The sequence below is a fragment of the Mucilaginibacter gynuensis genome (assembly GCF_039541195.1).
In the GTDB taxonomy this organism is placed as follows: domain Bacteria; phylum Bacteroidota; class Bacteroidia; order Sphingobacteriales; family Sphingobacteriaceae; genus Mucilaginibacter; species Mucilaginibacter gynuensis.
In genome coordinates this window covers 170,041-192,448 of record NZ_BAABFT010000008.1, presented here as the reverse complement: position 1 = coordinate 192,448, position 22,408 = coordinate 170,041, and the positions used below count along the sequence as shown (strand labels likewise).

The 22,408-nt window shown below is 44.9% G+C and carries 21 protein-coding genes; 8 read left to right on the top strand and 13 right to left on the bottom strand.

Going from position 1 to position 22,408, the window contains the following annotated elements; translation table 11 throughout:
- Window positions 1-3 precede the first annotated feature (3 nt).
- The 8 genes from ABD894_RS16635 to ABD894_RS16600 all read left to right on the top strand — a co-directional run bounded on the left by ABD894_RS16635 (window position 4) and on the right by ABD894_RS16600 (window position 6,677).
- Window positions 4-711, top strand: a complete 708-nt coding sequence (locus ABD894_RS16635) for a response regulator transcription factor (RefSeq protein WP_345212192.1) — start codon at window positions 4-6, stop codon at window positions 709-711.
- On the top strand, window positions 711-1,232 hold the full coding sequence (locus ABD894_RS16630) for a tetratricopeptide repeat protein (RefSeq protein ID WP_345212191.1): 522 nt from the start codon (window positions 711-713) through the stop codon (window positions 1,230-1,232). The genes ABD894_RS16635 and ABD894_RS16630 overlap by 1 nt, the downstream gene beginning before the upstream one ends.
- A gap of 70 nt (window positions 1,233-1,302) precedes the next feature.
- On the top strand, window positions 1,303-2,328 hold the full coding sequence (hemE, locus tag ABD894_RS16625) for a uroporphyrinogen decarboxylase (RefSeq protein ID WP_345212190.1): 1,026 nt from the start codon (window positions 1,303-1,305) through the stop codon (window positions 2,326-2,328).
- Between the two features lie 80 nt (window positions 2,329-2,408).
- Window positions 2,409-2,942: a CopD family protein gene (locus ABD894_RS16620; RefSeq protein ID WP_345212189.1), complete on the top strand. Its 534-nt coding sequence runs from the start codon at window positions 2,409-2,411 to the stop codon at window positions 2,940-2,942.
- A 170-nt stretch (window positions 2,943-3,112) separates the two neighbouring features.
- Window positions 3,113-3,682, top strand: coding sequence for an RNA polymerase sigma factor (locus ABD894_RS16615; RefSeq protein ID WP_345212230.1), 570 nt, complete (start codon window positions 3,113-3,115; stop codon window positions 3,680-3,682).
- A complete protein-coding gene (locus tag ABD894_RS16610) occupies window positions 3,651-4,445 on the top strand; it encodes a hypothetical protein (protein WP_345212188.1) in 795 nt (264 codons plus the stop codon). Before ABD894_RS16615 ends, ABD894_RS16610 begins: the two co-directional genes overlap by 32 nt.
- A gap of 22 nt (window positions 4,446-4,467) precedes the next feature.
- The gene (locus tag ABD894_RS16605; RefSeq protein WP_345212187.1) at window positions 4,468-5,307 is read left to right on the top strand and encodes an outer membrane beta-barrel protein; all 840 of its coding nucleotides are present in this window, start codon (window positions 4,468-4,470) and stop codon (window positions 5,305-5,307) included.
- 191 nt (window positions 5,308-5,498) lie between these two features.
- Complete coding sequence (locus ABD894_RS16600) at window positions 5,499-6,677, top strand: ABC transporter ATP-binding protein (protein ID WP_345212186.1); 1,179 nt, start codon at window positions 5,499-5,501, stop codon at window positions 6,675-6,677.
- A gap of 319 nt (window positions 6,678-6,996) precedes the next feature.
- On the opposite strand, the gene ABD894_RS16595 is transcribed toward ABD894_RS16600, so the two are convergent.
- From ABD894_RS16595 to atpC, 13 genes are all read right to left on the bottom strand, one after another.
- A complete protein-coding gene (locus ABD894_RS16595) occupies window positions 6,997-8,406 on the bottom strand; it encodes an ATP-dependent DNA helicase (RefSeq protein ID WP_345212185.1) in 1,410 nt (469 codons plus the stop codon).
- A gap of 309 nt (window positions 8,407-8,715) precedes the next feature.
- Entirely contained in the window at window positions 8,716-9,966 is a 1,251-nt protein-coding gene (ilvA, locus tag ABD894_RS16590) for a threonine ammonia-lyase IlvA (protein ID WP_345212184.1), read from the bottom strand.
- 2 nt (window positions 9,967-9,968) lie between these two features.
- On the bottom strand, window positions 9,969-11,135 hold the full coding sequence (locus tag ABD894_RS16585) for a 2-isopropylmalate synthase (protein WP_345212183.1): 1,167 nt from the start codon (window positions 11,133-11,135) through the stop codon (window positions 9,969-9,971).
- Window positions 11,136-11,227: 92 nt separating this feature from the next.
- Window positions 11,228-11,986 (bottom strand): class I SAM-dependent methyltransferase, encoded by a 759-nt coding sequence (locus ABD894_RS16580; protein ID WP_345212182.1) that lies wholly within the window; start codon window positions 11,984-11,986, stop codon window positions 11,228-11,230.
- Between the two features lie 182 nt (window positions 11,987-12,168).
- Window positions 12,169-13,242 (bottom strand): 3-isopropylmalate dehydrogenase, encoded by a 1,074-nt coding sequence (leuB, locus tag ABD894_RS16575; RefSeq protein ID WP_345212229.1) that lies wholly within the window; start codon window positions 13,240-13,242, stop codon window positions 12,169-12,171.
- A gap of 81 nt (window positions 13,243-13,323) precedes the next feature.
- The gene (gene leuD, locus ABD894_RS16570; protein WP_345212181.1) at window positions 13,324-13,914 is read right to left on the bottom strand and encodes a 3-isopropylmalate dehydratase small subunit; all 591 of its coding nucleotides are present in this window, start codon (window positions 13,912-13,914) and stop codon (window positions 13,324-13,326) included.
- 56 nt (window positions 13,915-13,970) lie between these two features.
- Window positions 13,971-14,387, bottom strand: coding sequence for a GxxExxY protein (locus ABD894_RS16565; protein WP_345212180.1), 417 nt, complete (start codon window positions 14,385-14,387; stop codon window positions 13,971-13,973).
- A gap of 46 nt (window positions 14,388-14,433) precedes the next feature.
- On the bottom strand, window positions 14,434-15,852 hold the full coding sequence (gene leuC / locus ABD894_RS16560) for a 3-isopropylmalate dehydratase large subunit (RefSeq protein ID WP_345212179.1): 1,419 nt from the start codon (window positions 15,850-15,852) through the stop codon (window positions 14,434-14,436).
- A 237-nt stretch (window positions 15,853-16,089) separates the two neighbouring features.
- Window positions 16,090-17,148, bottom strand: a complete 1,059-nt coding sequence (ilvC, locus tag ABD894_RS16555) for a ketol-acid reductoisomerase (RefSeq protein ID WP_345212178.1) — start codon at window positions 17,146-17,148, stop codon at window positions 16,090-16,092.
- A gap of 204 nt (window positions 17,149-17,352) precedes the next feature.
- Complete coding sequence (gene ilvN / locus ABD894_RS16550; RefSeq protein WP_345212177.1) at window positions 17,353-17,958, bottom strand: acetolactate synthase small subunit; 606 nt, start codon at window positions 17,956-17,958, stop codon at window positions 17,353-17,355.
- Between the two features lie 102 nt (window positions 17,959-18,060).
- Window positions 18,061-19,800 carry a biosynthetic-type acetolactate synthase large subunit gene (ilvB, locus tag ABD894_RS16545; protein WP_345212176.1) on the bottom strand — a complete coding sequence of 580 codons (1,740 nt, stop codon included), beginning with the start codon at window positions 19,798-19,800 and terminating at the stop codon, window positions 18,061-18,063.
- A gap of 154 nt (window positions 19,801-19,954) precedes the next feature.
- Window positions 19,955-21,661, bottom strand: coding sequence for a dihydroxy-acid dehydratase (gene ilvD / locus ABD894_RS16540; protein WP_345212175.1), 1,707 nt, complete (start codon window positions 21,659-21,661; stop codon window positions 19,955-19,957).
- A gap of 352 nt (window positions 21,662-22,013) precedes the next feature.
- A complete protein-coding gene (gene atpC, locus ABD894_RS16535; protein WP_345212174.1) occupies window positions 22,014-22,262 on the bottom strand; it encodes an ATP synthase F1 subunit epsilon in 249 nt (82 codons plus the stop codon).
- Window positions 22,263-22,408 lie beyond the last annotated feature (146 nt).

Genomic DNA, 22,408 nt, shown 5'->3' with positions numbered 1-22,408 from the left:
GAAATGCTAAACAAAAAACGAATTTTATTAGCTGAAGACGAAGAGCACCTGCTTGAAGCCATTAAACTTAACCTTGAATTAGAAGGCTACAAAGTATCTACCGCTAAAAACGGTAAAAAAGCCCTGCAATTATTTAAAGAGGAGCGCTTTAACCTGGTGATACTGGACGTAATGATGCCCGAAATTGACGGCTTTGTGGTTGCCGAAACCATCAGGCTGGAGAATACCGAGGTGCCTATTATGTTCCTTACCGCTAAAAATACTAACGAAGATAAGATAGCCGGTCTTAAAAAAGGCGCGGACGATTACCTGACCAAACCTTTCAACCTGGAAGAGCTGATTTTAAGGGTGAACAACCTGGTGAAACGCAGCTTGAAAGGCGACGACCTGAAAGAGTTTAACAGCTACCATATTGGCGAAAAAACCATTCACTTCAACTCATTTGAGCTGGTTAACGAGGATGGTTCTATCACCCCGCTTACTAAAAAAGAAACCATGCTGCTGAAGTTGCTGATTGAGCGTCGTAACGAGGCTGTATCACGCGAGCAGATTTTGGAAACCGTATGGAATTACGACGTATACCCGTCAACCCGTACTATTGATAACTTTATACTCACCTTCCGTAAGTATTTCGAACCGGATCCTAAAAACCCGGTTTACTTCCACTCTATACGTGGTGTAGGTTATAAATTTACCGATACGCAGCATTAATGTTTACCAACCAGGCAAGGATAATAGTTTCGATCATTTTCTTACTGCTGGCAGGTGTTTTTATATACTACCACACGTATGCGCTGGCCGCTGCCGCGTTTTTGATGATAGGCTTTTTGGTGTGGGGGTATTTTAAAGAGGGCACTATTATTATGGCTGCTAAACACTTTCACCATAAGGAGTATGAAAAAGCCGAAAAACTGCTGCAACAAATTAAAAACCCTAACCTGCTAAGTAAAAAGCGCCGTGGTTTTTATGAGTTTATACTGGGAGGCATTTACCTGCAACGCCGCGATTACGAGCATGCCGAAAAGCATTATGAAATAGCCGCGCTATATCCGCTGCGCACGGTTAACGATCATGTGGCGGCACTGGTGCATGTGGCCAATATCAACATACGCACGGGTAACTTTGAAAAGGCCAAAGCCTATATGGAACTGGCCGATAAGCATAAGGATAATATTACCGCTAAAATGAAAGAGGTGCTTAAAACACTTCATTACGAAATAAAAAAACACTAACAGCAAAGGGCTGTTCAATTTAATTAGATAAGCAGCGGCCTGCATTTTTAAAGCCGCTCAACATATTTGCATGAGAGATTCATTATTTATTAAAGCCGCATTTTCAGATAAAACAGAGCGTCCGCCGGTGTGGATGATGCGCCAGGCTGGTCGTTTTATGAAAGAGTATTGGGAAATAAAAAACAATTACTCGTTTTTGGAAATGTGCAAAAACCCCGAGATTGCCGCTGATGTTACCATGCTGCCGGTTGATTTGCTGGGTATTGATGCCGCCATTTTATTTTCGGATATATTGGTAACCGGCGAGGCCATGGGCGGCGATTTGAGCTTCACCCAGGGTGTTGGTCCTAAGTTTGCCAACCCGGTGCGTACCAAGGCCGATATCGACGCTTTACAAACCGAAGTAGGCGATAAGCTGCAATATGTAGCCGATGCCATTAAAGTGATTCAACAACGCCTGAATGGTTGTATCCCGTTAATAGGTTTCGCAGGTGCGCCGTTTACGGTAATGAGTTACCTGGTAGAAGGCGGTTCGTCGAAAGATTTTAAGCTGACCAAATTATTGCTGCATAACGAACCCGAACTGGCGCATCAGCTTTTAGCTAAAATTGCCAAGGTAACGGTTGACTATTTGAACATGCAGATAGATGCCGGTGTAAATGCCGTGCAAATATTTGACAGCTGGGCACAGGCTTTATCTTGGGATGATTATACCGAGTTTTCGCACCGCTATATCAACGAGATCATCAGCGGACTGAATAGGAAAGATATCCCGGTGATATCGTTCTGCAAGGGCAGTTCGGTTTTCGCGCCCTTAATGGCCGAAACTAAACCCGACGTAATTTCTATCGACTGGAATGTTGACCTGCTGGATATCAAGAAGCGTTTACCGCAAGGTATAGCCGTTCAGGGTAACCTTGATCCGCACATTTTATATGCCGATAAAAAAGTGATCAAAGACAGGATCCACCGCCTTTTCGAGCGCATGCGTGGCGAAAACGGTTTCATCTTCAACCTTGGCCACGGCATTATGCCCGATATTCCGTTTGATAACGTGAAATACGCGGTAGAAGTAATAAAAGAATTTAGATATTAAATTTTGCGCACCTCATCTCTTAAAACAACAGATGAGGTGTTGCATATCAAAAAGCTCCCCCTTCAGGGGGCTGGGGGGTTATGTACGATTATATAAAAGCCATACACATTATTTTTGTGGTCTGCTGGATGGCGGGGCTGTTTTATATTGTGCGCCTTTTTATTTACCACACCGAGGCGCAGGATAAGTCGGACGTAGAAAAAAAGATCTTATCCGCACAGTTTGAAGATATGGAGCGCAAGCTATGGTATGTGATAGCCGTACCTTCCATGATCATTACTATAGCGGCCGGTATCACCATGCTGGTATTGGTGCCTGCCTGGCTGCACCAAGGCTGGATGCACCTTAAACTCACCTTTGTATTGGGTTTGGTGGTATACCATCACATTTGCCAGAGCAAAATGAAACAGATGCGCAAAGGCATCTTCAAGTGGACTTCCACCCAGCTTCGCCTATGGAATGAGTTGGCTACCATTTTGTTATTCGCTATCGTGTTTCTGGTAGTATTGAAAAGCTCGCTGAACTGGATCTTCGGTGTAGTAGGTATTATCGTATTCTCGCTCATCATCATGTCGGCAGTGAAGATCTATAAGTATTTCAGGGAGAAGAAATAGTTACAGTTTTATCCGTCCTCAATAAAATCTCCATATCTCTAATTTTCAGATCGTAGGGTTGCTGTTCCCTTTACAACCTTTTCATATAAATCGGTCTTCTTAATTTTATTAAAAATTATTTTCACCCGCATGCAACCATTTAGCCCAAACATTCATCTTACCTTTAAATGATGTTTTTGGAGCGAACTTATACCATTGAGGAATTGATCAAACGCTGTAAGGCGGGCGAGCGTAAAGCATGTGAAATGCTTTACAAACAATTTGCTTCGAAAATGCTGGGGGTATGCATGCGCTACGCTACCGATAAGATGGAGGCCGAAGATATGCTACAGAATGGTTTTATAAAGGTTTTTAAGAAACTGGATGACTACCGCGGCGAAGGCTCTTTCGAGGGCTGGATCAGGCGTATTATGGTGCACAGCTCTATCGAGTACTACCGCAAGCACCATAAAATGCTGCAAGTGGTTGATGTGGAAGGTACAGGGCAGGAGCCATCGGTTAACGCTGTAGCCAATGCCAATTTGGATGCCCGCGATTTGATGGGTATGATACAACAACTGGCCCCGGGATATCGCATGGTATTTAACCTGTATGCCCTGGAAGGTTATTCGCACAAGGAGATAGCCGAAATTGTGGGCATCACCGAGGGCGCATCGAAATCGCAGCTGTCGAGAGCGCGTACTATATTGAAGGAGTTAATTGCAAAAAGTGAGGGAAAAAGATATGAATATGCAGGATAAAGAACTGGACGCTTTTTTCCATTCGAAATTGGATGATTTTGAAATGGAGCCATCCCACGATCTGTGGAAAGGCATTGCCGCCGAACTGGATAGCGACAAAAAGAAGAATTTAAAACCTTACCTAAGCATAGCGGCCACCATAGTGGTATTACTAACCGCCAGTATATTATTTATGCCCGGTAAACCAAAAGTAACCAATCAGCAGGTTGTGAAAACCAAGGTGAGCAGAAAGCCTCAACCTGTAAACAATACTCCTGTGCAGGCAAAGGTAATAGCGCCTGTACAACCTGTGGTTAAACAACAGGTACCCGTTGAAAGCATAGCGGCTACTAAAACTGTAAAACCGAAAGTGAAAACCAATACAGTTAACGCAGAAAAAGCGCTTGCTCATACACCTGTACAGCCGGTAGTTACAGAGCAGGAACCTGTGTTGGCAGCAAACACAGCTAAACCAGAGGAAACATTACACCCGGTGGTACCTGATACGGATATCGCGCTGTCGCTAAAAACAATTTCTGCCGAAACCGAACCTTTTAAAACAAAGCCTGTTGTAATGGCTTCAACAACACCGCCCGCAACCGAAAAACAAGCGACCGAGCAGGAACCTGTTAAAAAGAAAAAAAGGGGCTTTGGCGGATTTATGAACAGCCTGATAGCGAAAATTGATAAACGTAAAGATAAACTGATTGAATTTAAAGATGGCGACGGCGCTATTACAGGCATCAACCTCGGCATCATCAAAATAAAAAACGAAGACAAATAACAACCTATAATATCCAACATATATGAAACGTATAATTTTTACTATCGCTGCAATGCTTTTTACGGCGACCATATTCGCGCAAACCAAAACAGATACCGTTGTTACTACTACCACCACTATAACTACTGTTTCTACCGATACCACTAAACATTCGGATACTACCCGCACCAAAAAGCGTCGCTTTAAATTCAGCTTTAGTACCGATAATCATGATACATTAAAAACGCCATCAAAACAGCCCGGCTTTTCTTATGGCTTCGCTTTTTCACGTATCGACATTGGTTTTGCTACGCTGATTGATAACGGAAGCTTTAAGCTATCGGCCGATAACCAATTTTTAAGATATCGCTCATGGAAGAGCAGCAACTTCGGGTTAGACCTCGTACAGATCGGTTACCGCTTCAGCAGCTCATTTAAAATATACGCTTCCGGTGGTTTCGACTGGACAAGCTACCGCCTGCGCGAAGATGTATCGATAAAAAGGTTCCAACCATCGCTAACTTACACTACAGATGATATTGATTACGAAAAAAATAGCTTTTCATCAGTTTACCTGCGCATTCCGCTTACTTTTTACTGGAGAAGCCATAATGACAACCATGGCCACCGCTTCCACCTGGCGGGCGGTCCGCTGATGGGTTTCCTGATGAACGGAGCCACCAGGCAAAAAAGCACCGAGAACGGCGAGCAGAAATACACCGCCAGCTTTAACCTGGCCAAAGTACAATACGGTGCATTTGCCCGTATAGGCTACGGAGGCATAGGCATGTTCGCCAAATACTACTTCAACGATATGTTCGACGACAGTCCCGCCCAAAAAGGCCTTAAGAGCTTTATGATAGGCGCTACTATAGGATTCTAATTGGGAGGTAAAAGCTGAAAGGATAAAGCTTAAAGCTAAAAGCCGAAAGGCGGAAGGGTTAAAGGAATTGGTTGGATACGCCTGTGCCTTTAACCTTTCCGCCTTTTCTTTATTAATGATTAGTCCAGACGCTTGGCTCCGGCCAAGTGTCCACTATTACCCGGCCTCCGGCCGTTACGTATTACAGATATATGATTGCGGCGAGACGCCGCGGGTTAGCTGACACTTGGCCGCAGCCAAGCGTCGGCATTAAAGAGCTTTCGGCTTTCCGCTTTAAGCTTTCTCCTTTTACCTTTAGCCTTTTCGCTTTCTCCTTTAAGCTTTCGGCTTTAAGCTTTTACCTTTCACCTTTCTCCGTATATTTGCCGCTGATGACGGAAACTTCTTTTTTGCAGGCACGGGGGATAAGTAAAATTTTCCCGGGTGTACGCGCGGCGGGTGTTAAAGATATAAGCCTTGATATTGAGCAGGGAAAAATTACGGCCATAATAGGTGCCAGCGGCAGTGGTAAAAGTACCTTGCTGCGCATGTTGTTTGGCTTGATAAGTCCGGAACAAGGGGAAGTCCGCTTTAAGGATGAACGTGTTTGGGGACCCGAAGAAAAGCTGATCCCCGGCCACGACTCCATGAAGATGGTAACCCAGCATACCGACGATCTGAACACCTTTGCCAAGGTTTGGGATAACGTAGCCTCGCTGTTGCCCAATACCAACCTGCAAGCCAAAAAAGAAAAAACTGAAAATGTCCTTACCCAGCTCAATATGCTGCACCTGGCCACCAAGCAGGTGGTAGACCTTAGCGGCGGCGAGAGGCAGCGTGTAGCCATAGCCCGCGCGCTGGTAATGCAACCCGAAGTTTTATTGCTTGATGAACCTTTTAATCAGGTAGATACCTCTTTCCGGGAAGGGTTGCAGCAGGATATCAGGCAGATTGTTAAAGATACCGGCATTACAGTGATCATGGTATCGCACGATCCTGCCGAAGTACTTTCCATGGCCGATGAGCTGATCGTGCTAAAGGATGGCGAGATTTTGGAAAAGGGTATTCCGAAAGCGCTGTATGCCAATCCGGGATATCTGTATACCGCCCAACTACTCACCAATTGCAATGTGATGGACGCGGCTGAAGCAAAAGCCTGTGGAATTAATGCAGATAAAAGTACCGTGGTAGTATATCCCGAATGGGTAACCATTACCCACAGCCTAACCCATAAAGACTGGACGGTAAAGCAAGTGCTTTTCAAAGGTTTTTACGAAGACCTGATACTGCACAACGGCCACACCCAACTACGCGCCGTAAACCAGGAAAAAGGCAAATACAAGGACGGCGATACCGCCAACCTGAAAGTGAAGAAGTGGTTGGAGTATTAAATACAGACATTCGGAAGAACATTTAAAGAGTAATGGGCTTGTGCGATTCCCTCCCATGGGAGCGTAGGGAGGGGTTAATCCATTGCTCGTACAAACCCCTCCTTGCCACCGCGATTCCCACCACACTCCTCCCAAGGGAGGAATAAGAAAATACATAAATTCGGAAGGAATAAAAGAGTAGGGGAATGTGCGATTCCCTCCCATGGGAGGGTGTAGGGAGGGGTTCATCCACTGCCGTACAAACCCCTCCTTGCCACCGCTATTCCCACCACACTCCTCCCGAGGGAGGAATAAGAAAGTCTCCGAAAGCGGATAAATATTAAGCCACCCAACTACCGTTTACCAGGTTTAATTGCTTTTTAGCGCGAGTTACGGCGGTGTACCACCAGCGGCAAAGTTCGTTATGGGGCATGCCATACATTTTACTTTCCAAAAACAGGTATACGTCGTCCCACTCGCCGCCTTGTGCTTTGTGGCAGGTTACGGCGTAACCGTACGATGCTTTGAGGCTGCTCATGTACTCGTCGTCGCGCATGGCTTTTTTATATTTTTCGGAGTTTTGCGCTATGTTCTTAGCCCGCATACGCTTATTAAAATCCATTAGCAAAAACTGCGACTGATCATTAGTTAAACCACCTTTCGGGCTTTCCAGGGCATCCATGGATAGGAGCATGGTAGTTTCTTTGTCAGATGCCAGCGCCTTAATGCGCACCTGCTGAAACACGAGGTGCGAGCGGTATTTTAGTTCGCCAAGTTCCAGCACCTCCACAAAATCACCATTGGTTAAAGCTACGGCATAGTTGTTTTGCGTTACCAACAATATATCGCCCTCCTGCAATGGCGCATCGACCGAGCCGTAAAGTTCCCTGCGCATGGCTTTGTTAATGTTTTGTACCAGCGCGTTGCTGCGGGCTATGGCAAGCGTTTTATTGGCGCCGGTGGCTTTATATTTTTGTACGTAATGATGAAAGATATCTTTATCCGAAAAATGTAGTTTGATGTTATTCAGATCGCGGGCAGGTAATTGAGGAAAACGCGCCGGGATATCCTGCGTGCTCATATTACGGATAGAGGTAGCAAGGGTAAGGATGCCGTTATCAGCATTGGTGCGCTCTATTTTGGTCAGCGTTACCACCATAGCGGTAAGTCCTTTAGCCGAAAGCCAGTTTACATCCAAAGCCGGACTAAAAGCCTGCCCGACCGGGGGCAGCTGACACGGATCGCCAACAAAGATGATCTTGTTTTGGCCGGCTACTTCAAAAAAATCATCAAGTAAAATACCCGAACCGAATGTAGCGAAAGCCTGATCTTTCGATACTTCGCACGACATCATGGAGGCTTCATCAACTATATAAAGCTTTTTATCTTCATCGGGTGCACGCAGCAAAAATTGCAGCGTCATCTGGCCATTGCTGTTAATTTTACTGTCGGTCTTTGAGTTTTCCTCAATACCGTCAATCTTACTGAAATTATAAAGTTCGCTGTGTACTGTTTTGGTAGTGAAACCTGTTTTACCCTTTAATACGCTCGCCGCGCGGCCGGTAGAAGCCAGCATGCAAAACTTCTGTTCGCGTTTCTCCAGCCAGTTGCACAGGTGCTGCATCAGGAAGGTTTTACCGGTACCTGCATAACCCCTCAATACCAGTATATTGGTAGTAGGGTGCTTCAAAAACTCTTGTATAGTTTCAAAAGCCGCTTGCTGATCAGGGTTTAAGGTATACGCCGCCATTAGATGGCGCTAAATATAAGGATATTTTGCTAAATAAATTAGTATGATTTGATTTTGGCTTGAATGCTAAGAAAGGCAAGGTAGAAGGGGACGAGAATAATGCCAGTGGTCGGTGTTATCACCGAAGGTATTTGGAAGAGATAAGAAATGCGGGGCAATGTGCGATTCCCTCCCTTGGGAGGGTGTAGGGAGGGGTTTCATCAACCGGATATTTTAATTAAAATGCCGTATAAACCCCTCTCTGCCATCGCTCTCCCAACGCGCCCCTCCCCAAGGAGGGATTGTAAAAAAATAGAATATTTATATGGCTTACACCAAATATTCAAACAATGTTTGATCTCTGTTAATCTCTATTACGTCAAACCTGTGCTCGGCCATGCGTTGCATGAGGGCCGGGTAGTCATCGGCAGATTTTAGTTCGATACCTACCAGCGCAGGGCCGTTCTCTTTAGCTGTTTTTTTGATGAACTCGAAACGGGTAATATCATCGCCCGGGCCTAATACATTGCTTACGAACAACTTTAAAGCGCCCGGGCGTTGCGGGAAACGTACGATGAAGTAATGTTTCAATCCTTCATATAGCAGCGATTTTTCTTTAATCTCCTGCATGCGGTCGATATCGTTATTACCACCGCTGATCACGCATACTACTTTTTTGCCTTTTATCTGATCTTTAACCAAATCAAGCACCGCTACTGATAGCGCTCCTGCCGGTTCAACCACAATGGCATCCTCGTTGTATAATTTAAGTATAGTAGTACAAACCTTACCTTCGGGTACCAGCAACATTTCGTCCAATACTTCGCGGCATATTTTGTAGGTTATGCTGCCCACGCGTTTCACCGCAGCGCCGTCTACAAAACGGTCGATATGGTCAAGAGTTACCGGGCCATCATTTCCAAAAGCGCCAACCATTGAGGGGGCACCTTCGGGCTCAATACCTATCAGTAAAATATCCGGGTTTTGCGATCGCAGGTAAGTTCCTGTACCGGCTGCCAAACCGCCGCCGCCAACCGGCATAATAACGGCTTCCACATCGGGCAGGTCTTTCAATATCTCTACACCAACGGTACCTTGTCCCTCAATAACAGGGTAGGTATCAAACGGCGGAATAAAGGTCATTCCGTGTGTTTCGGTGTAGATGAGGGCTTCGCGCAGGCAATCGTCAAAAGTATCACCGGTTAAAACGGTTTCAACACTGCCATTGCCAAACATCAGGGTTTGCTTAACTTTTTGCTTCGGGGTAATTTCGGGCATAAAAATTACGCCTTTAGTACCTAACCTGTTGCATGAAAATGCTACGCCCTGTGCATGGTTGCCCGCGCTTGCACATACCACACCACGGCCCAACTGCTCGGCAGTTAACTGGCTGATCATGTTGTAGGCGCCGCGCAATTTATAAGAGCGTACTATTTGCAGGTCCTCACGTTTCAGGTAAATATCGCATTCGTATTTTGCTGAAAGGCCTGCATTATATTGTAATGGCGTATGTTTAACTACACCCTTTAAGCGCTGGTGTGCCGCTTCAAAATCAAGCAAATGTTCGGTTTCTGTACCCATTATTATTGTTTTACCAAACGATATGCCAGTAGGGTTTGCAAATCATCGTCATTTATATCCAGCTTGCTATCCGCAAGCGCCAGGAAGCGTGTATAGGCTTCGTTCAATTCTTCTTTACTTAACTGGTGACCCAAACGCTCTAAGTGGAATTTTAAAGCATGGCGACCGCTGCGTGCTGTAAGCACGATGCTCGCGCTCGGGAAACCAACGTCTTCCGGACGAATGATCTCGTAGTTCTCACGGTTTTTCAGGAAACCATCCTGGTGAATACCCGAACTGTGCGCGAAGGCATTAGCTCCAACAATTGCTTTGTTAGGCTGTACCGGCATTCGCATTTGGGTGCTTACCATACGGCTCATTTCGTAAAAGTTCTTTGAGTTTACGTTGGTGTATAAGCCCAATGTTTGGTGCGTTTTTAACACCATTACCACTTCCTCTATAGAGGTATTACCGGCACGCTCGCCGATACCGTTAATGGTACCTTCAATTTGCCTCGCGCCGTTTTGCAAACCCGCAATTGAGTTGGCCGTAGCTAAGCCAAGGTCGTTATGGCAATGTACCGATATTATGGCTTTATCGATGTTTTTTACGTTCTCTTTCAGAAAACGGATCTTGCTGCCGTATTGGTCGGGCAGGCAATAGCCGTTAGTATCTGGAATGTTTACTACCGTAGCGCCTGCTGCAATAACGGCTTCCACCATTTTTGCCAGGTACTCAACGTCGGCACGGCCGGCATCTTCAGCGTAAAACTCAATATCTTCTACAGCGCGTTTGGCGTATTTAACGGCCTCAACGGCGCGTTCTAAAATTTCCTCGCGGGTGCTGTTAAATTTATGCTTGATGTGCATATCCGACGAACCGATACCGGTGTGGATACGCGGGTGTTTGGCGTATTTAAGTGATTCGATAGCGGCATCTATATCACCTTTGTTGGCCCTGGTAAGGGCGCAAACGGTAGGCTCTTTTACAGCTTTTGATATTTCTACCACGCTCTGAAAATCGCCCGGACTTGAGATAGGGAAACCGGCTTCAATAATATCCACGCCCAGTATTTCAAGCTCGCGTGCTATCTCAATTTTTTCGGGGGTTGTTAACTGGCAACCCGGTACCTGCTCGCCATCGCGCAGCGTAGTATCAAAAACATAGACTCGGTTGGGATCGTGTAACATAAGCTTTTTTCTTTTTAGTTGTAAGTTGTGTGTTGTATGTTGTAGGTAATGTGTGAGAGGAGCAATTCGGCTTACAACTCACAACATTCAACTTACAACTCCTTTATTGCTATAAATCTTAATCTCTTATAATCGGCGTACCATTGGCCGCCTTCGTTGTAATGTGGTTCGAGCAGGGCGGTTACTTCGGCCAGCATTTGTTGTTTTTCTTCCTGCGGGATGCCTGCTAAAAACAGCGGACCAAACATGGTGATCCATTTGGCTACTCCCTGGTCGCCATCTTGCAGCGGCGTTTTACGGTCGAAATGTGCCGCGTAAGTTACCCTGAAACCGTGTGCCTCCAGCTTTGATGTATACTCGCCCATTGACGGGAAGTACCACACCTTGGTTTCGGCTTGTTTTTTATAACCGTGGTTTAACAATACCTCGCGTGTTGCCGCAATTAAATGTTTCACATTGCCTTTACCACCCATTTCGGCCACAAAGCGGCCGCCGGGTTTAAGACTGTTGTAAACACTGGTCATCATGGCATCGGTATTTTTTATCCAGTGCAATACCGCGTTTGAAAATACGGCATCGTATTGATCATCCGTAGTGAATTTCGTAGCATCCTCAACCGCGAAATCAATTTCAGGATAGTTGCCTTTAGCCTGTTTGATCATGTCTGCCGAGCTATCGGTACCCTTTACCCTTGCGCCAAGCTGATGTATCTGCTGTGTTAAATAACCTGTTCCGCAACCCAGATCAAGGATATGCTCACCGGCTTTAACCTCCAGCAACTCCAGCACATTCTCGCCGTATTGAAATACGAATGAGTGCTTTTGATCATATAATTCAGCGTTCCATTTCATTTTTTAGTCATTTGTTATTAGTCATTGGGCCATTGCGGTCATTAGGGCATTTGCTTTTCGCTTTCACATCAACTCACCCTGTCATCGCTTTGCTCGACATCCCTCTCTGCTGCGCAAAGAGGGAGTTTTTAGGGTTTGCTTTTCGCTTTTACCTTTCAGCTTTCGCCTTTCTCCCTTTAACCTCAACTCAAGTATTCCAGTACCTTTTGGCCCATGGCTTCGGTGCCTAATATTTTTGCTTTGTCGGTTGTAGCGTCGGCGATGTCGCCGGTGCGGTAGCCGTCTTTCAGTGCTTTATCAATAGCGTCGGTTATCTTCTTGGCTTCTTCTTTGAGGCCGAAACTGATCTCGAACATCAACGCTACCGATAGTATTGATGCGAGTGGATTGGCTTTATCCTGACCGGCAATATCATGTGCCGAACCGTGGATAGGCTCAAAGAAACCTGTACCATCACCCACCGATGCTGATGCCAGCATACCCATTGAACCTGCAATTTGCGATGCTTCATCAGTTAATATATCACCGAAAAGGTTGGCGGTTAATACCACGTCAAACTTTTTAGGATTTTTAACCAGTTGCATGGCCGCATTATCGATAAACATGTGTTCGGTTTCTACATCCGGGTATTGCTTGGCCAGTTCCTGTACCACTTCACGCCACAGGCGTGATGCTTCCAGTACGTTGGCTTTATCTACCGAGCATAATCTTTTACCGCGTACGCGGGCTGCTTCAAATGCTTTGGTAGCAATACGCTCTACTTCGTAACGGTGATAGATCATCAGATCCGACGCGGTATTGCGGTCTTCGCTGCGCTTCTTTTCGCCGAAGTATACATCGCCGGTCAGTTCGCGGAAGAAGAGGATATCCGTTCCTTTTAGTATTTCGGCTTTAAGGCTTGATGCGCCAAGCAGTTCATCAAACAGCATGATAGGGCGCAGGTTGGCATATAAGCCCAATTCCTTACGGATCTTCAGCAAGCCTTGTTCCGGTCTTACTTTGGCCGACGGGTCGTTATCGTATTTGATGTGACCGATAGCGCCGAACAAAATAGCATCGCTGGCTTTTGCTTTGGCAAGTGTTTCGTCGGGCAACGGCTCGCCGGTAACTTCAATGGCCGCGTGGCCCATCAAAGCTTCGTCGAACGTAAACTCATGACCGAAATCTTTACCTATTTGCTCTAAAACAGCTTTGCCCCAGGTCGTAACCTCGGGGCCTATCCCGTCGCCGGGTATTACTAATATGTGTTTTTTAATTCCCATTTTATATGTGTTGTGAGTTGCCGGTTGCGAGTTGCGGGTAACCCCTTCAACACACAACTTGCAACATTCAACTAATTATCTCTTTTCCTCAAATTCAACAACCTTCTCTTTGTTGCTTAAAATATAGTCGATATCGTCATAACCGTTGGTCATGCAGGCTTTTTTGTACGGGTTGATCTCGAAGTTCTCCTGTTCGCCGGTGGTTACAATTTTGATGAACTGATCAACCAGGTTTATTTCTACCTGCGCGTTATGGTCGGCAAATACGGCATCGAATATCTTTTTCAAAAACTCGTCGCTCACCTGTACCGGCAGCAAGCCATTGTTAAGGGCATTGCCTTTAAATATATCGGCAAAAAAGCTGCTTACTACGGCATCAAAGCCATAATCGTCAATAGCCCAGGCGGCATGTTCGCGACTACTGCCGCAACCAAAGTTTTTGCCTGCAACCAATATCTTACCACTGTAAGTAGGGTTGTTAAGCACGAAATCTGTCTTCGGGTTGTCGTTCTCATCAAAGCGCCAATCGCGAAACAGGTTATTGCCAAAACCCTCGCGGGTAGTAGCCTTCAAAAAACGAGCGGGGATGATCTGGTCGGTATCGATATTCTCTATCGGCAACGGCACCACGCTGGTTTGTATATGTTTGAATATTTTAGTAGCCATGATCTGAATTTTGTCTGAACCTGAATTTTTAGAATTAAATAATTTTCAGAATTTCTTTAAAATGAAAAATTGCTTGTACTATATTTCTTATTAAATAATCGTTTAAACTGGAGGCTTTTACTGCCAAAGTTTATAAGTAAACCGGTTTTTAAATTATATGCTTCCAAATAATTAAGTGCTTGCGCCAAATGAACATCTTCCAATTGTATAATCGCTTTCAGTTCAACCATAATTTCGTCATCAACAAAAAAATCAACCCTGCGTGTACCTATCTGCTGTTGTTTGTAATATATTGGCATTTCCATTTCTCTCACAAACCCCAAGCCTTCATCCTGAAATTCTATCTCTAATGCTCTTTGATATATTACCTCCTGAAAACCGTTACCCAATACTCCGTGAACCCTCATTGCACAACCTATAATTCTGCTTGTACAATCTTTAAATTCTTCCGGTGATCTTTTAACGCCCTCCATTCTGTTAATTCAACCAATTCTTTAATTCCGGTTTAGACAATGAATGTTAATTTACCAATTCACCTGATCCCAACAATTCCCTTATATCAGTAACCTTCCCGGTAATGGCTGCTGCTGCGGCGGTTAGGGGGCTGGCTAAGAATGTGCGTGAGTTGGGGCCTTGTCTGCCTTCAAAGTTTCTGTTTGAGGTTGATACGCAGTATTTGCCTGCGGGTATCTTGTCCTCGTTCATACCTAAGCAGGCGCTGCATCCCGGTTCGCGGAGCGGGAAACCTGCTTCTGCAAATATCTTGTCGAGGCCTTCGCTTATGGCCTGTTGTTCTACCTGTTTTGATCCCGGTACTACCCAAACGGTAACGTTATCGGCCTTGTGCTTGCCTTTTACAAAGGCGGCAACCTGGCGCAGATCTTCAATACGGGAGTTGGTGCAACTGCCGATGAAAACATAGTCGATAGGTTTACCCAGCAACTGGTCGTCGTCGTGCAGGCCCATATATTCGAGTGATTTTTTGTACGAACCTTGTTCTTTAGGTTCAAAATCAGTAGTTGATGGCACGTGTTGTGTAACCCCGATACCCATACCCGGATTAGTTCCGTAGGTGATCATCGGTTCAATATCTTCGGCTTTAAAGCTTAATACTTCGTCAAACTGAGCGTCTTCGTCGCTGAATAAAGTTCTCCAGTAAGCTTCTGCCTTGTCCCACTCTTCGCCTTTAGGGGCAAATTCGCGACCTTTTACATAGTTAATAGTAATATCATCCGGAGCAATTAAGCCACAGCGTGCACCCATTTCGATGCTCATATTACAAATGGTCATGCGGCCTTCCATACTTAAAGCACGTATGGTATCGCCTGCATATTCAACAGCATAACCTGTACCGCCCGCCGCCGAAATTTTGGCGATGATGTACAGGATAATATCTTTAGCGCCAACGCCGTTTTGCAGCTTGCCGTTAACTTCTATCTTCATTCTTTTAGGGCGCGATTGCAGCAAACATTGTGTTGCCATAACCTGCTCTACCTGCGATGTACCAATACCAAACGCTATAGCGCCAAAAGCGCCATGGGTTGATGTATGGCTGTCGCCGCAAACGTAAGTGCCACCCGGGCGCGTTATGCCCAGTTCGGGCCCTATTACGTGTACAATACCCTGGTAAGGGTGGCCTAAACCGTAAAGCTCTATACCAAATTCTTTGGTGTTTTTGGTAAGCATATCAACCTGGTAACGCGAAAGCTCCTCCTTAATAGGCAGGTGCTGATCCCAGGTAGGTACGTTATGATCGGCAGTGGCAACGGTTTGTTGTGGCCTGAAAACCGGCAAACCACGCTTACGCAATCCGTCAAATGCCTGCGGACTGGTTACCTCGTGTATAAAATGTGTATCAATATATAAAATATCAGGAAAGCCCTCGTTGCTGCTCACAACATGCGCGTCCCAAATTTTATCGAATAATGTTTGTCCCATTTTTATTTTAGTGTCAGTTATAAAAATCAATGTGAGGTACGATGCAACCTCTTTAAGCAAATCTGATAATTGATAGTTCAGAGATTGCTTCGTACCTCGCAATGACGTGCGGTTATGGGCTTTCGGCTTAACTCACCCTGTCGTCGCTTTGCTCGACATCCCTCTCTGCTACGCAAAGAGGGAGTTTTTAGATGTTTTCGGCTTTTAGCTTTAACCTTTCGGCTTTCGCCTTAAAAATTATGCTTCTACAGCCTGGTTTTCAGGGCGAAGGCTGCGTACAGTTTTACCTGCTTGCCACATTTCGCTGTCGCGCAGTTCAGCAAGTTCCACGTTTAATTTTTCGCGGTAGTCAGGCTGGCTGTTCAGGTCGATAGAACGTTGAGATTCTTTACCTGTAGCAACACTTTTGTATAATTCTTCAAATACCGGTTTAGTAGCGTCATGGAATTTTTTCCACCAATCTAACGCGCCGCGTTGTGCGGTAGTTGAGCAATTGGCGTACATCCAGTCCATACCATTTTCGGCAACTAATGGCATTAATGATTGGGTTAACTCTTCAACAGTTTCGTTGAAAGCTTCAGATGGTGAGTGACCATTGCTGCGTAATACATCGTATTGTGCAGCGAAGATACCCTGGATACAACCCATCAGCGTACCACGCTCGCCGGTTAAATCGCTGTATACTTCTTTCTTGAAGTTGGTTTCGAACAGGTAACCGCTACCTACGGCAATACCTAAAGCTATAACACGGTCTTGCGCATTACCTGTAGCATCCTGGAAGATAGCGTAGCTTGAGTTTAAGCCGCGACCTTGCAGGAACATGCGGCGTAATGATGTACCTGAACCTTTAGGTGCAACCAAAAATACGTCAACATCAGCAGGAGGAACGATGCCTGTTTGCTCGTTAAAAGTGATACCGAAACCGTGAGAGAAGTATAATGCTTTACCCGGAGTAAGGTGTTTTTTAACTGTTGGCCATAATTCAATTTGAGCCGCGTCACTTAATAAGTAGCAAATGATAGTACCTTTTTCAAGGGCTTCTTCAATTTCAAAAAGGGTTTCGCCCGGTACAAAGCCATCAGCAACAGCTTTATCCCAGGTTTTTGAATTTTTACGCTGACCAACAATTACGTTAATGCCATTGTCTTTTTGATTTAGCGCCTGGCCCGGACCTTGAACACCGTAACCAATTACAGCTACAACTTCGTTTTTAAGTACTTCCTGAGCTTTTGATAAAGGGAACTCCTCGCGGGTTACTACATTTTCTTCAGTGCCGCCGAAATTTAATTTTGCCATGATTTTGTTTTTGTTTTTTGTGATCTCATCTATTTTGAGGACGAGAGCAGCGATTTTATTTTTAGGTTATTGTTATTTAATTTTTTCTGGATTTCACCGATTTTGTTTCTTGTGATTTCACCGATTTTTTTGTCTGAATCAGGATTTACAGGATTATTGAATTTTCAGAATTTTGTTAATTCGTTAATCCTGTAAATTCTGATCCTACATCGTAAACACTTTCTGTCCTTTGTTCAGGTATTCGTTTTCTATTACATCTTCACCTGGTTCAAGGCGTTCAAATTCTCGTAGTTTGGAGTTGAAGCCTTCGCTGTCTTTAATGATAGCTACCCTTGCGCTGCGTACAAACTCAATAAGTCCGTATGGTTGCAGTATGGTGATCAGGTTATCGGTTTCCTCGCGGTGACCGGTAGTTTCAAACACGGTATAATCTTTACGGATCACTACCGCGCGTGCGCCGTTTTCGCGTAGCAAACGCTCAACACTTACCTTTTCGGCAATTACATCGGTTGATAGCTTGTACAACGCCAGTTCTTGCCAAATCACATCCTGATTGGTGTGGTAGTATACTTTTAATACCTCAACCTGTTTCTCTATCTGACGGCAAAGCTTGCGCACCACATCTTCTGATTCGGTAATAAGAATGTTGAATCTGTGGATGCTTTCAATCTCCGACGGAGAGGTGTTCAAACTCTCGATATTGATCTTACGGCGGGTAAATATAATAGCTATTCTGCTTAAAAGACCAATTTGGTTTTCGGTATAAACCGTTATGTTAAATTCCTGTTTCTCTGTTTCTGGAGTGCTCATAATATTTTCTTTTTAGTGCCCCGGTGGTTTTTGTACCGGTTTCGCATTTTTAGAAGTTCACTGTAGCTTTCAGCTTTCGCCTTTAAGCTTTCAGCCTTTATCTTATTTAAGCCTTATTTCTGATACGCTGCAACCTTGTGGTACCATCGGGAATACGTTGTTCTCTTTGGTAACAATTACTTCTAACAGGAATGAACCTTTGTTATTAAGCATTTCTTTCAGGGCATCCTGCAAGTCGTCGCGTTTGTCGATAGAGCGGCCTGCTATGCCGTAACCGCTGGCTACGCGCACAAAATCCGGACTTTGTATATCCACGAAAGAATAACGGCGCTCGTTGAAGAGTTCCTGCCACTGGCGTACCATACCCAGGAAACGGTTATTAAGAATAATGATCTTTACATCAACACCCGACTGCATAATGGTACCCAGCTCTTGCAAGGTCATCTGGAAACCACCATCACCAATAATGGCGACAACGGTACGATCATGCGCGCCAAATTTAGCGCCTATGGCAGCCGGCAAGGCAAAGCCCATGGTACCTAAACCGCCGCTGGTAACGTTACTGCGGGTATTGTTCAGTTTGGCATAACGGCAAGCCACCATTTGGTGCTGACCAACATCGGTAACGATAACGGCGTCACCATTGGTAAGCTCGTTAAGTTGTTTAATTACCTCGCCCATGGTCATTTCTTCGGTGGTTGGGTTTAGCTCGTTGTGGATAACCGCGTCAACTTCTTTTTGGGTATAGTCGTTGAATTTGGCAACCCATTCGGTATGTTTCGCTTCGTTAACCAGTTCGGTTAATAAAGGCAAAGTCTCTTTACAATCGCCCCAAACAGGTACGGTTGATTTTACGTTCTTGTCTATCTCAGCCGGGTCAATATCCAGGTGAACTACTTTGGCTTGTTTAGCATATTTATCCAGGCGACCGGTTACGCGGTCGTCAAAACGCATACCGATGGCGATAAGCACATCGCACTCGTTGGTTAATACGTTAGGGCCATAGTTACCGTGCATACCCAGCATACCTACGTTAAGCGGGTGATCTGTAGGGATAGCGCCAGCACCAAGGATGGTCCATGCGGCAGGGATACCGCTTTTTTCAACAAAAGCTTTGAACTCCTGCTCGGCACTGCCTAAAATAACGCCTTGTCCCCAAAGGATGAAAGGCTTTTTAGCCTGGTTGATCAGTTCGGCAGCCTGCTCAATGTATTGTTTACGCACAATAGGTTTTGGCCTGTAGCTGCGGATGTGTTTACATGGGGTATAACCGCTGTAATCAAATTTTTGGATTTGCGCGTTTTTGGTGATATCGATCAGAACCGGGCCCGGGCGACCGCTTTTAGCGATATAGAATGCCTTTGCAATAACTTCCGGAATTTCGGTAGCATCAGTAACCTGGTAGTTCCATTTGGTAACCGGGGTAGTGATGTTGATTACGTCGGTTTCCTGGAAGGCATCGGTACCTAAAAGGTGCGCGAAAACCTGCCCGGTGATACATACTAATGGCGTACTGTCAATTTGTGCATCGGCCAAACCTGTTACCAGGTTGGTAGCGCCGGGGCCGCTGGTGGCGAATACTACACCCACTTTGCCCGAGGTACGTGCATAACCCTGACCGGCATGGATGCCGCCCTGTTCGTGACGTACCAAAATGTGGTTTAACTTTTCGCTGTAATCATACAGCGCGTCATATATCGGCATTATGGCACCACCCGGGTAACCGAAAATGGTTTCGGTACCTTCGGCTATTAATGCTTCTAATAATGCAACCGAACCCGAAACTTCTGTGGTTTCTTTTTCCGCGGCTGCTGTTAGTATTTCTTGTTGTGCAACTTCCATACTGTTTATTCTTTTGATTTCACCGATGTGTTTAATTTCACCGGTGTATTGTTTGCAATTTTGTTGTTCGTGGCCGTACTGATTTGAATTTAACGATTACCGTAATTAATGTACTTATACATTCTGTTCATTCGTTAAATGCTGTTATTCAGTATTATTCATCTGTTACACAGCCTTCTGCGGCTGTGCTAACGCTCTTGGCATATTTGTATAAAAGCCCTTTGGTTACACGATAGTTAGGCTGTGTCCATGTTGCCTTACGTGCTGCTATCTCTTCATCAGATACTTTGAGTATCATGGTGTTTTTGGTAGCATCAATTTCTATCCTGTCTTCGTCTTTTACAAATGCTATCAAGCCGCCTTCAAATGCTTCGGGGGTGATGTGGCCAACTACAAATCCGTGGGTACCGCCCGAGAAACGCCCATCTGTGATGAGTGCTACCGAAGCGCCTAAGCCTGCGCCAAAAATGGCAGACGTTGGTTTAAGCATTTCGGGCATGCCCGGCGCGCCTTTAGGGCCCACGTTACGAATCACTACCACATCACCGGCTTTGACTCGGCCGCTGGTAATACCTTCAATAAGTTCAAACTCGCCATCAAACACGCGGGCAGGGCCTTCAAAAAAGTCGCCCTCTTTACCGCTTATCTTAGCTACACTGCCGCCTTCGGCAAGGTTGCCGTAAATAATTTGTAAGTGACCTGTAGCCTTCACCGGTTTTTCAACAGGCCATATAATATCTTGTTTATTAAAATCAAGTGCCGGAACTTCGGCCAGGTTTTCGGCCAGCGTTTTGCCGGTTACGGTAAGGCAATCGCCATGCAGCCAGCCTTGTTCCAGGCAATATTTCATTACTGCCGGTATACCGCCAACCGCATGCAAATCGGTCATCATGTACTTACCGCTCGGTTTCATATCAGCCAGTACCGGTATACGGTCGCTTATATCCTGAAAATCATCCTGGGTAAGCTTCACGTCCACGCTTTTTGCCATGGCTATCATGTGCAGCACCGCGTTGGTACTCCCGCCTAATACCATAATCACTACCATCGCGTTCTCAAATGCCTTGCGGGTCATGATGTCGCTTGGTTTAATATCTTTTTCTAACAGCAGTTTTATGGCTTTGCCCGCTGCCAGGCACTCTTCCTTCTTTTCATCGCTCAAAGCAGGGTTGCTTGATGAGTAAGGTAAACTCATTCCTAAAGCTTCGATAGCCGCTGCCATTGTATTGGCGGTATAAACACCACCGCATGCACCTGCGCTTGGGCAGGCATTTTTTATTACACCAATAAAATCTTCGGGACTGATAGTACCGGCGATTTTTTTGCCTAAGGCCTCAAAGGCTGATACGATGTTAAGATCTTCGCCTTTCCAGCGCCCCGGATGAATAGTGCCACCATATACCATTATCGACGGACGGTTTAAACGGCCCATCGCAATGATAGATCCGGGCATATTTTTATCACAACCCGGCAGGGTGATCAAACCATCGTAGTATTGCGCGCCGGTAACAGCTTCTATGGAGTCGGCAATAACATCACGGCTTATTAAAGAGTAACGCATGCCGGGGGTACCGTTACCCATACCATCGCTTACGCCAATAGTATTGAATATCAAACCCACCAGATCTTCGTTCCAAATACCTTGTTTAACAATTTTAGCCAAATCGTTAAGGTGCATGTTGCAGGTATTACCATCATAACCCATGCTTGCTACACCTACCTGGGCTTTCTTCATATCGTCGTCGGTTAAGCCAATGCCGTAAAGCATTGCTTGTGCCGCAGGCTGAGTAGGGTCCTGGGTAAAGGTTTTGCTGTATTTGTTTAATTCAACAGCTTGTAAAGTATCGGTGGAAGAACTCATATAGTATTTATATTTATGATCTTATATTTTAGGTTTCGCTTAGCGCTAAAAATCAATATTGTTAAGGTAGACAGACGGCTTATTTTTCGCAATAGCAATAACAAAAATTTTAATTTAGTATTTTATTTGTTATTTTATTGTTTATTCAGAATTAAAGTATGTAAATATATAAATAATAAGAATTATATTTTTATCAAAATAGACCAAAGTTAAAATCGGTATTCGGTATGTATTCTATGCAAGCATAGTAAAGTGTCGTTTTTCTGCCTGAAATTGGGTGCAACCGTAAAATTGTCGCAAAAAAAAGGCCCCGGTTAGTTACCGGGGCCTTTTCAAAATAGCTTGTATCTTATCAGTTTGAAATACCTTCGGCAAGTACGGTGATTTTGTTGTTTAATGCTTCAACTACCCCGCCTTTAATAAAAAAGACTTCCTCTTTAATGCCACCACCACGCACAATCAGTTTTCCATCCTGTAAGGTTGAAATAATTGGCGCGTGATTGTTCAGTATCTCAAAAGAACCTAAAGCTCCGGGCAGGGTAACTGATGTTGCCTCGCCTTCGTAAACTGTTTTATCCGGAGTAAGAATTTCTAATGTCATTTCTTTAGTATCAAGTATTGAGTATCAAGTATCAAGTAACTTTTATAATATCAGGTAGCAATATGTCTTGATACCTGATACTAAATACTTGTTACTATTATGATTGTCAGGTATCAAGTAAATATGTTGTAGTATCAGGTAGCAAT

Excerpts from the sequence above, each read along its gene's own strand:
- ABD894_RS16635 (WP_345212192.1), top strand. The coding sequence starts at position 4 with ATGCTAAACAAAAAACGAATTTTATTAGCTGAAGACGAAGAGCACCTG.
- ABD894_RS16630 (WP_345212191.1), top strand. The coding sequence starts at position 711 with ATGTTTACCAACCAGGCAAGGATAATAGTTTCGATCATTTTCTTACTG.
- hemE (WP_345212190.1), top strand. The coding sequence starts at position 1,303 with ATGAGAGATTCATTATTTATTAAAGCCGCATTTTCAGATAAAACAGAG.
- ABD894_RS16620 (WP_345212189.1), top strand. The coding sequence starts at position 2,409 with ATGTACGATTATATAAAAGCCATACACATTATTTTTGTGGTCTGCTGG.
- ABD894_RS16615 (WP_345212230.1), top strand. The coding sequence starts at position 3,113 with ATGTTTTTGGAGCGAACTTATACCATTGAGGAATTGATCAAACGCTGT.
- ABD894_RS16605 (WP_345212187.1), top strand. The coding sequence starts at position 4,468 with ATGAAACGTATAATTTTTACTATCGCTGCAATGCTTTTTACGGCGACC.
- ABD894_RS16600 (WP_345212186.1), top strand. The coding sequence starts at position 5,499 with ATGATTGCGGCGAGACGCCGCGGGTTAGCTGACACTTGGCCGCAGCCA.
- ABD894_RS16595 (WP_345212185.1), bottom strand. The coding sequence starts at position 8,406 with ATGGCGGCGTATACCTTAAACCCTGATCAGCAAGCGGCTTTTGAAACT.
- ilvA (WP_345212184.1), bottom strand. The coding sequence starts at position 9,966 with ATGGGTACAGAAACCGAACATTTGCTTGATTTTGAAGCGGCACACCAG.
- ABD894_RS16585 (WP_345212183.1), bottom strand. The coding sequence starts at position 11,135 with ATGTTACACGATCCCAACCGAGTCTATGTTTTTGATACTACGCTGCGC.
- ABD894_RS16580 (WP_345212182.1), bottom strand. The coding sequence starts at position 11,986 with ATGAAATGGAACGCTGAATTATATGATCAAAAGCACTCATTCGTATTT.
- leuD (WP_345212181.1), bottom strand. The coding sequence starts at position 13,914 with ATGGCTACTAAAATATTCAAACATATACAAACCAGCGTGGTGCCGTTG.
- ABD894_RS16565 (WP_345212180.1), bottom strand. The coding sequence starts at position 14,387 with ATGGAGGGCGTTAAAAGATCACCGGAAGAATTTAAAGATTGTACAAGC.
- leuC (WP_345212179.1), bottom strand. The coding sequence starts at position 15,852 with ATGGGACAAACATTATTCGATAAAATTTGGGACGCGCATGTTGTGAGC.
- ilvC (WP_345212178.1), bottom strand. The coding sequence starts at position 17,148 with ATGGCAAAATTAAATTTCGGCGGCACTGAAGAAAATGTAGTAACCCGC.
- ilvN (WP_345212177.1), bottom strand. The coding sequence starts at position 17,958 with ATGAGCACTCCAGAAACAGAGAAACAGGAATTTAACATAACGGTTTAT.
- ilvB (WP_345212176.1), bottom strand. The coding sequence starts at position 19,800 with ATGGAAGTTGCACAACAAGAAATACTAACAGCAGCCGCGGAAAAAGAA.
- ilvD (WP_345212175.1), bottom strand. The coding sequence starts at position 21,661 with ATGAGTTCTTCCACCGATACTTTACAAGCTGTTGAATTAAACAAATAC.
- atpC (WP_345212174.1), bottom strand. The coding sequence starts at position 22,262 with ATGACATTAGAAATTCTTACTCCGGATAAAACAGTTTACGAAGGCGAG.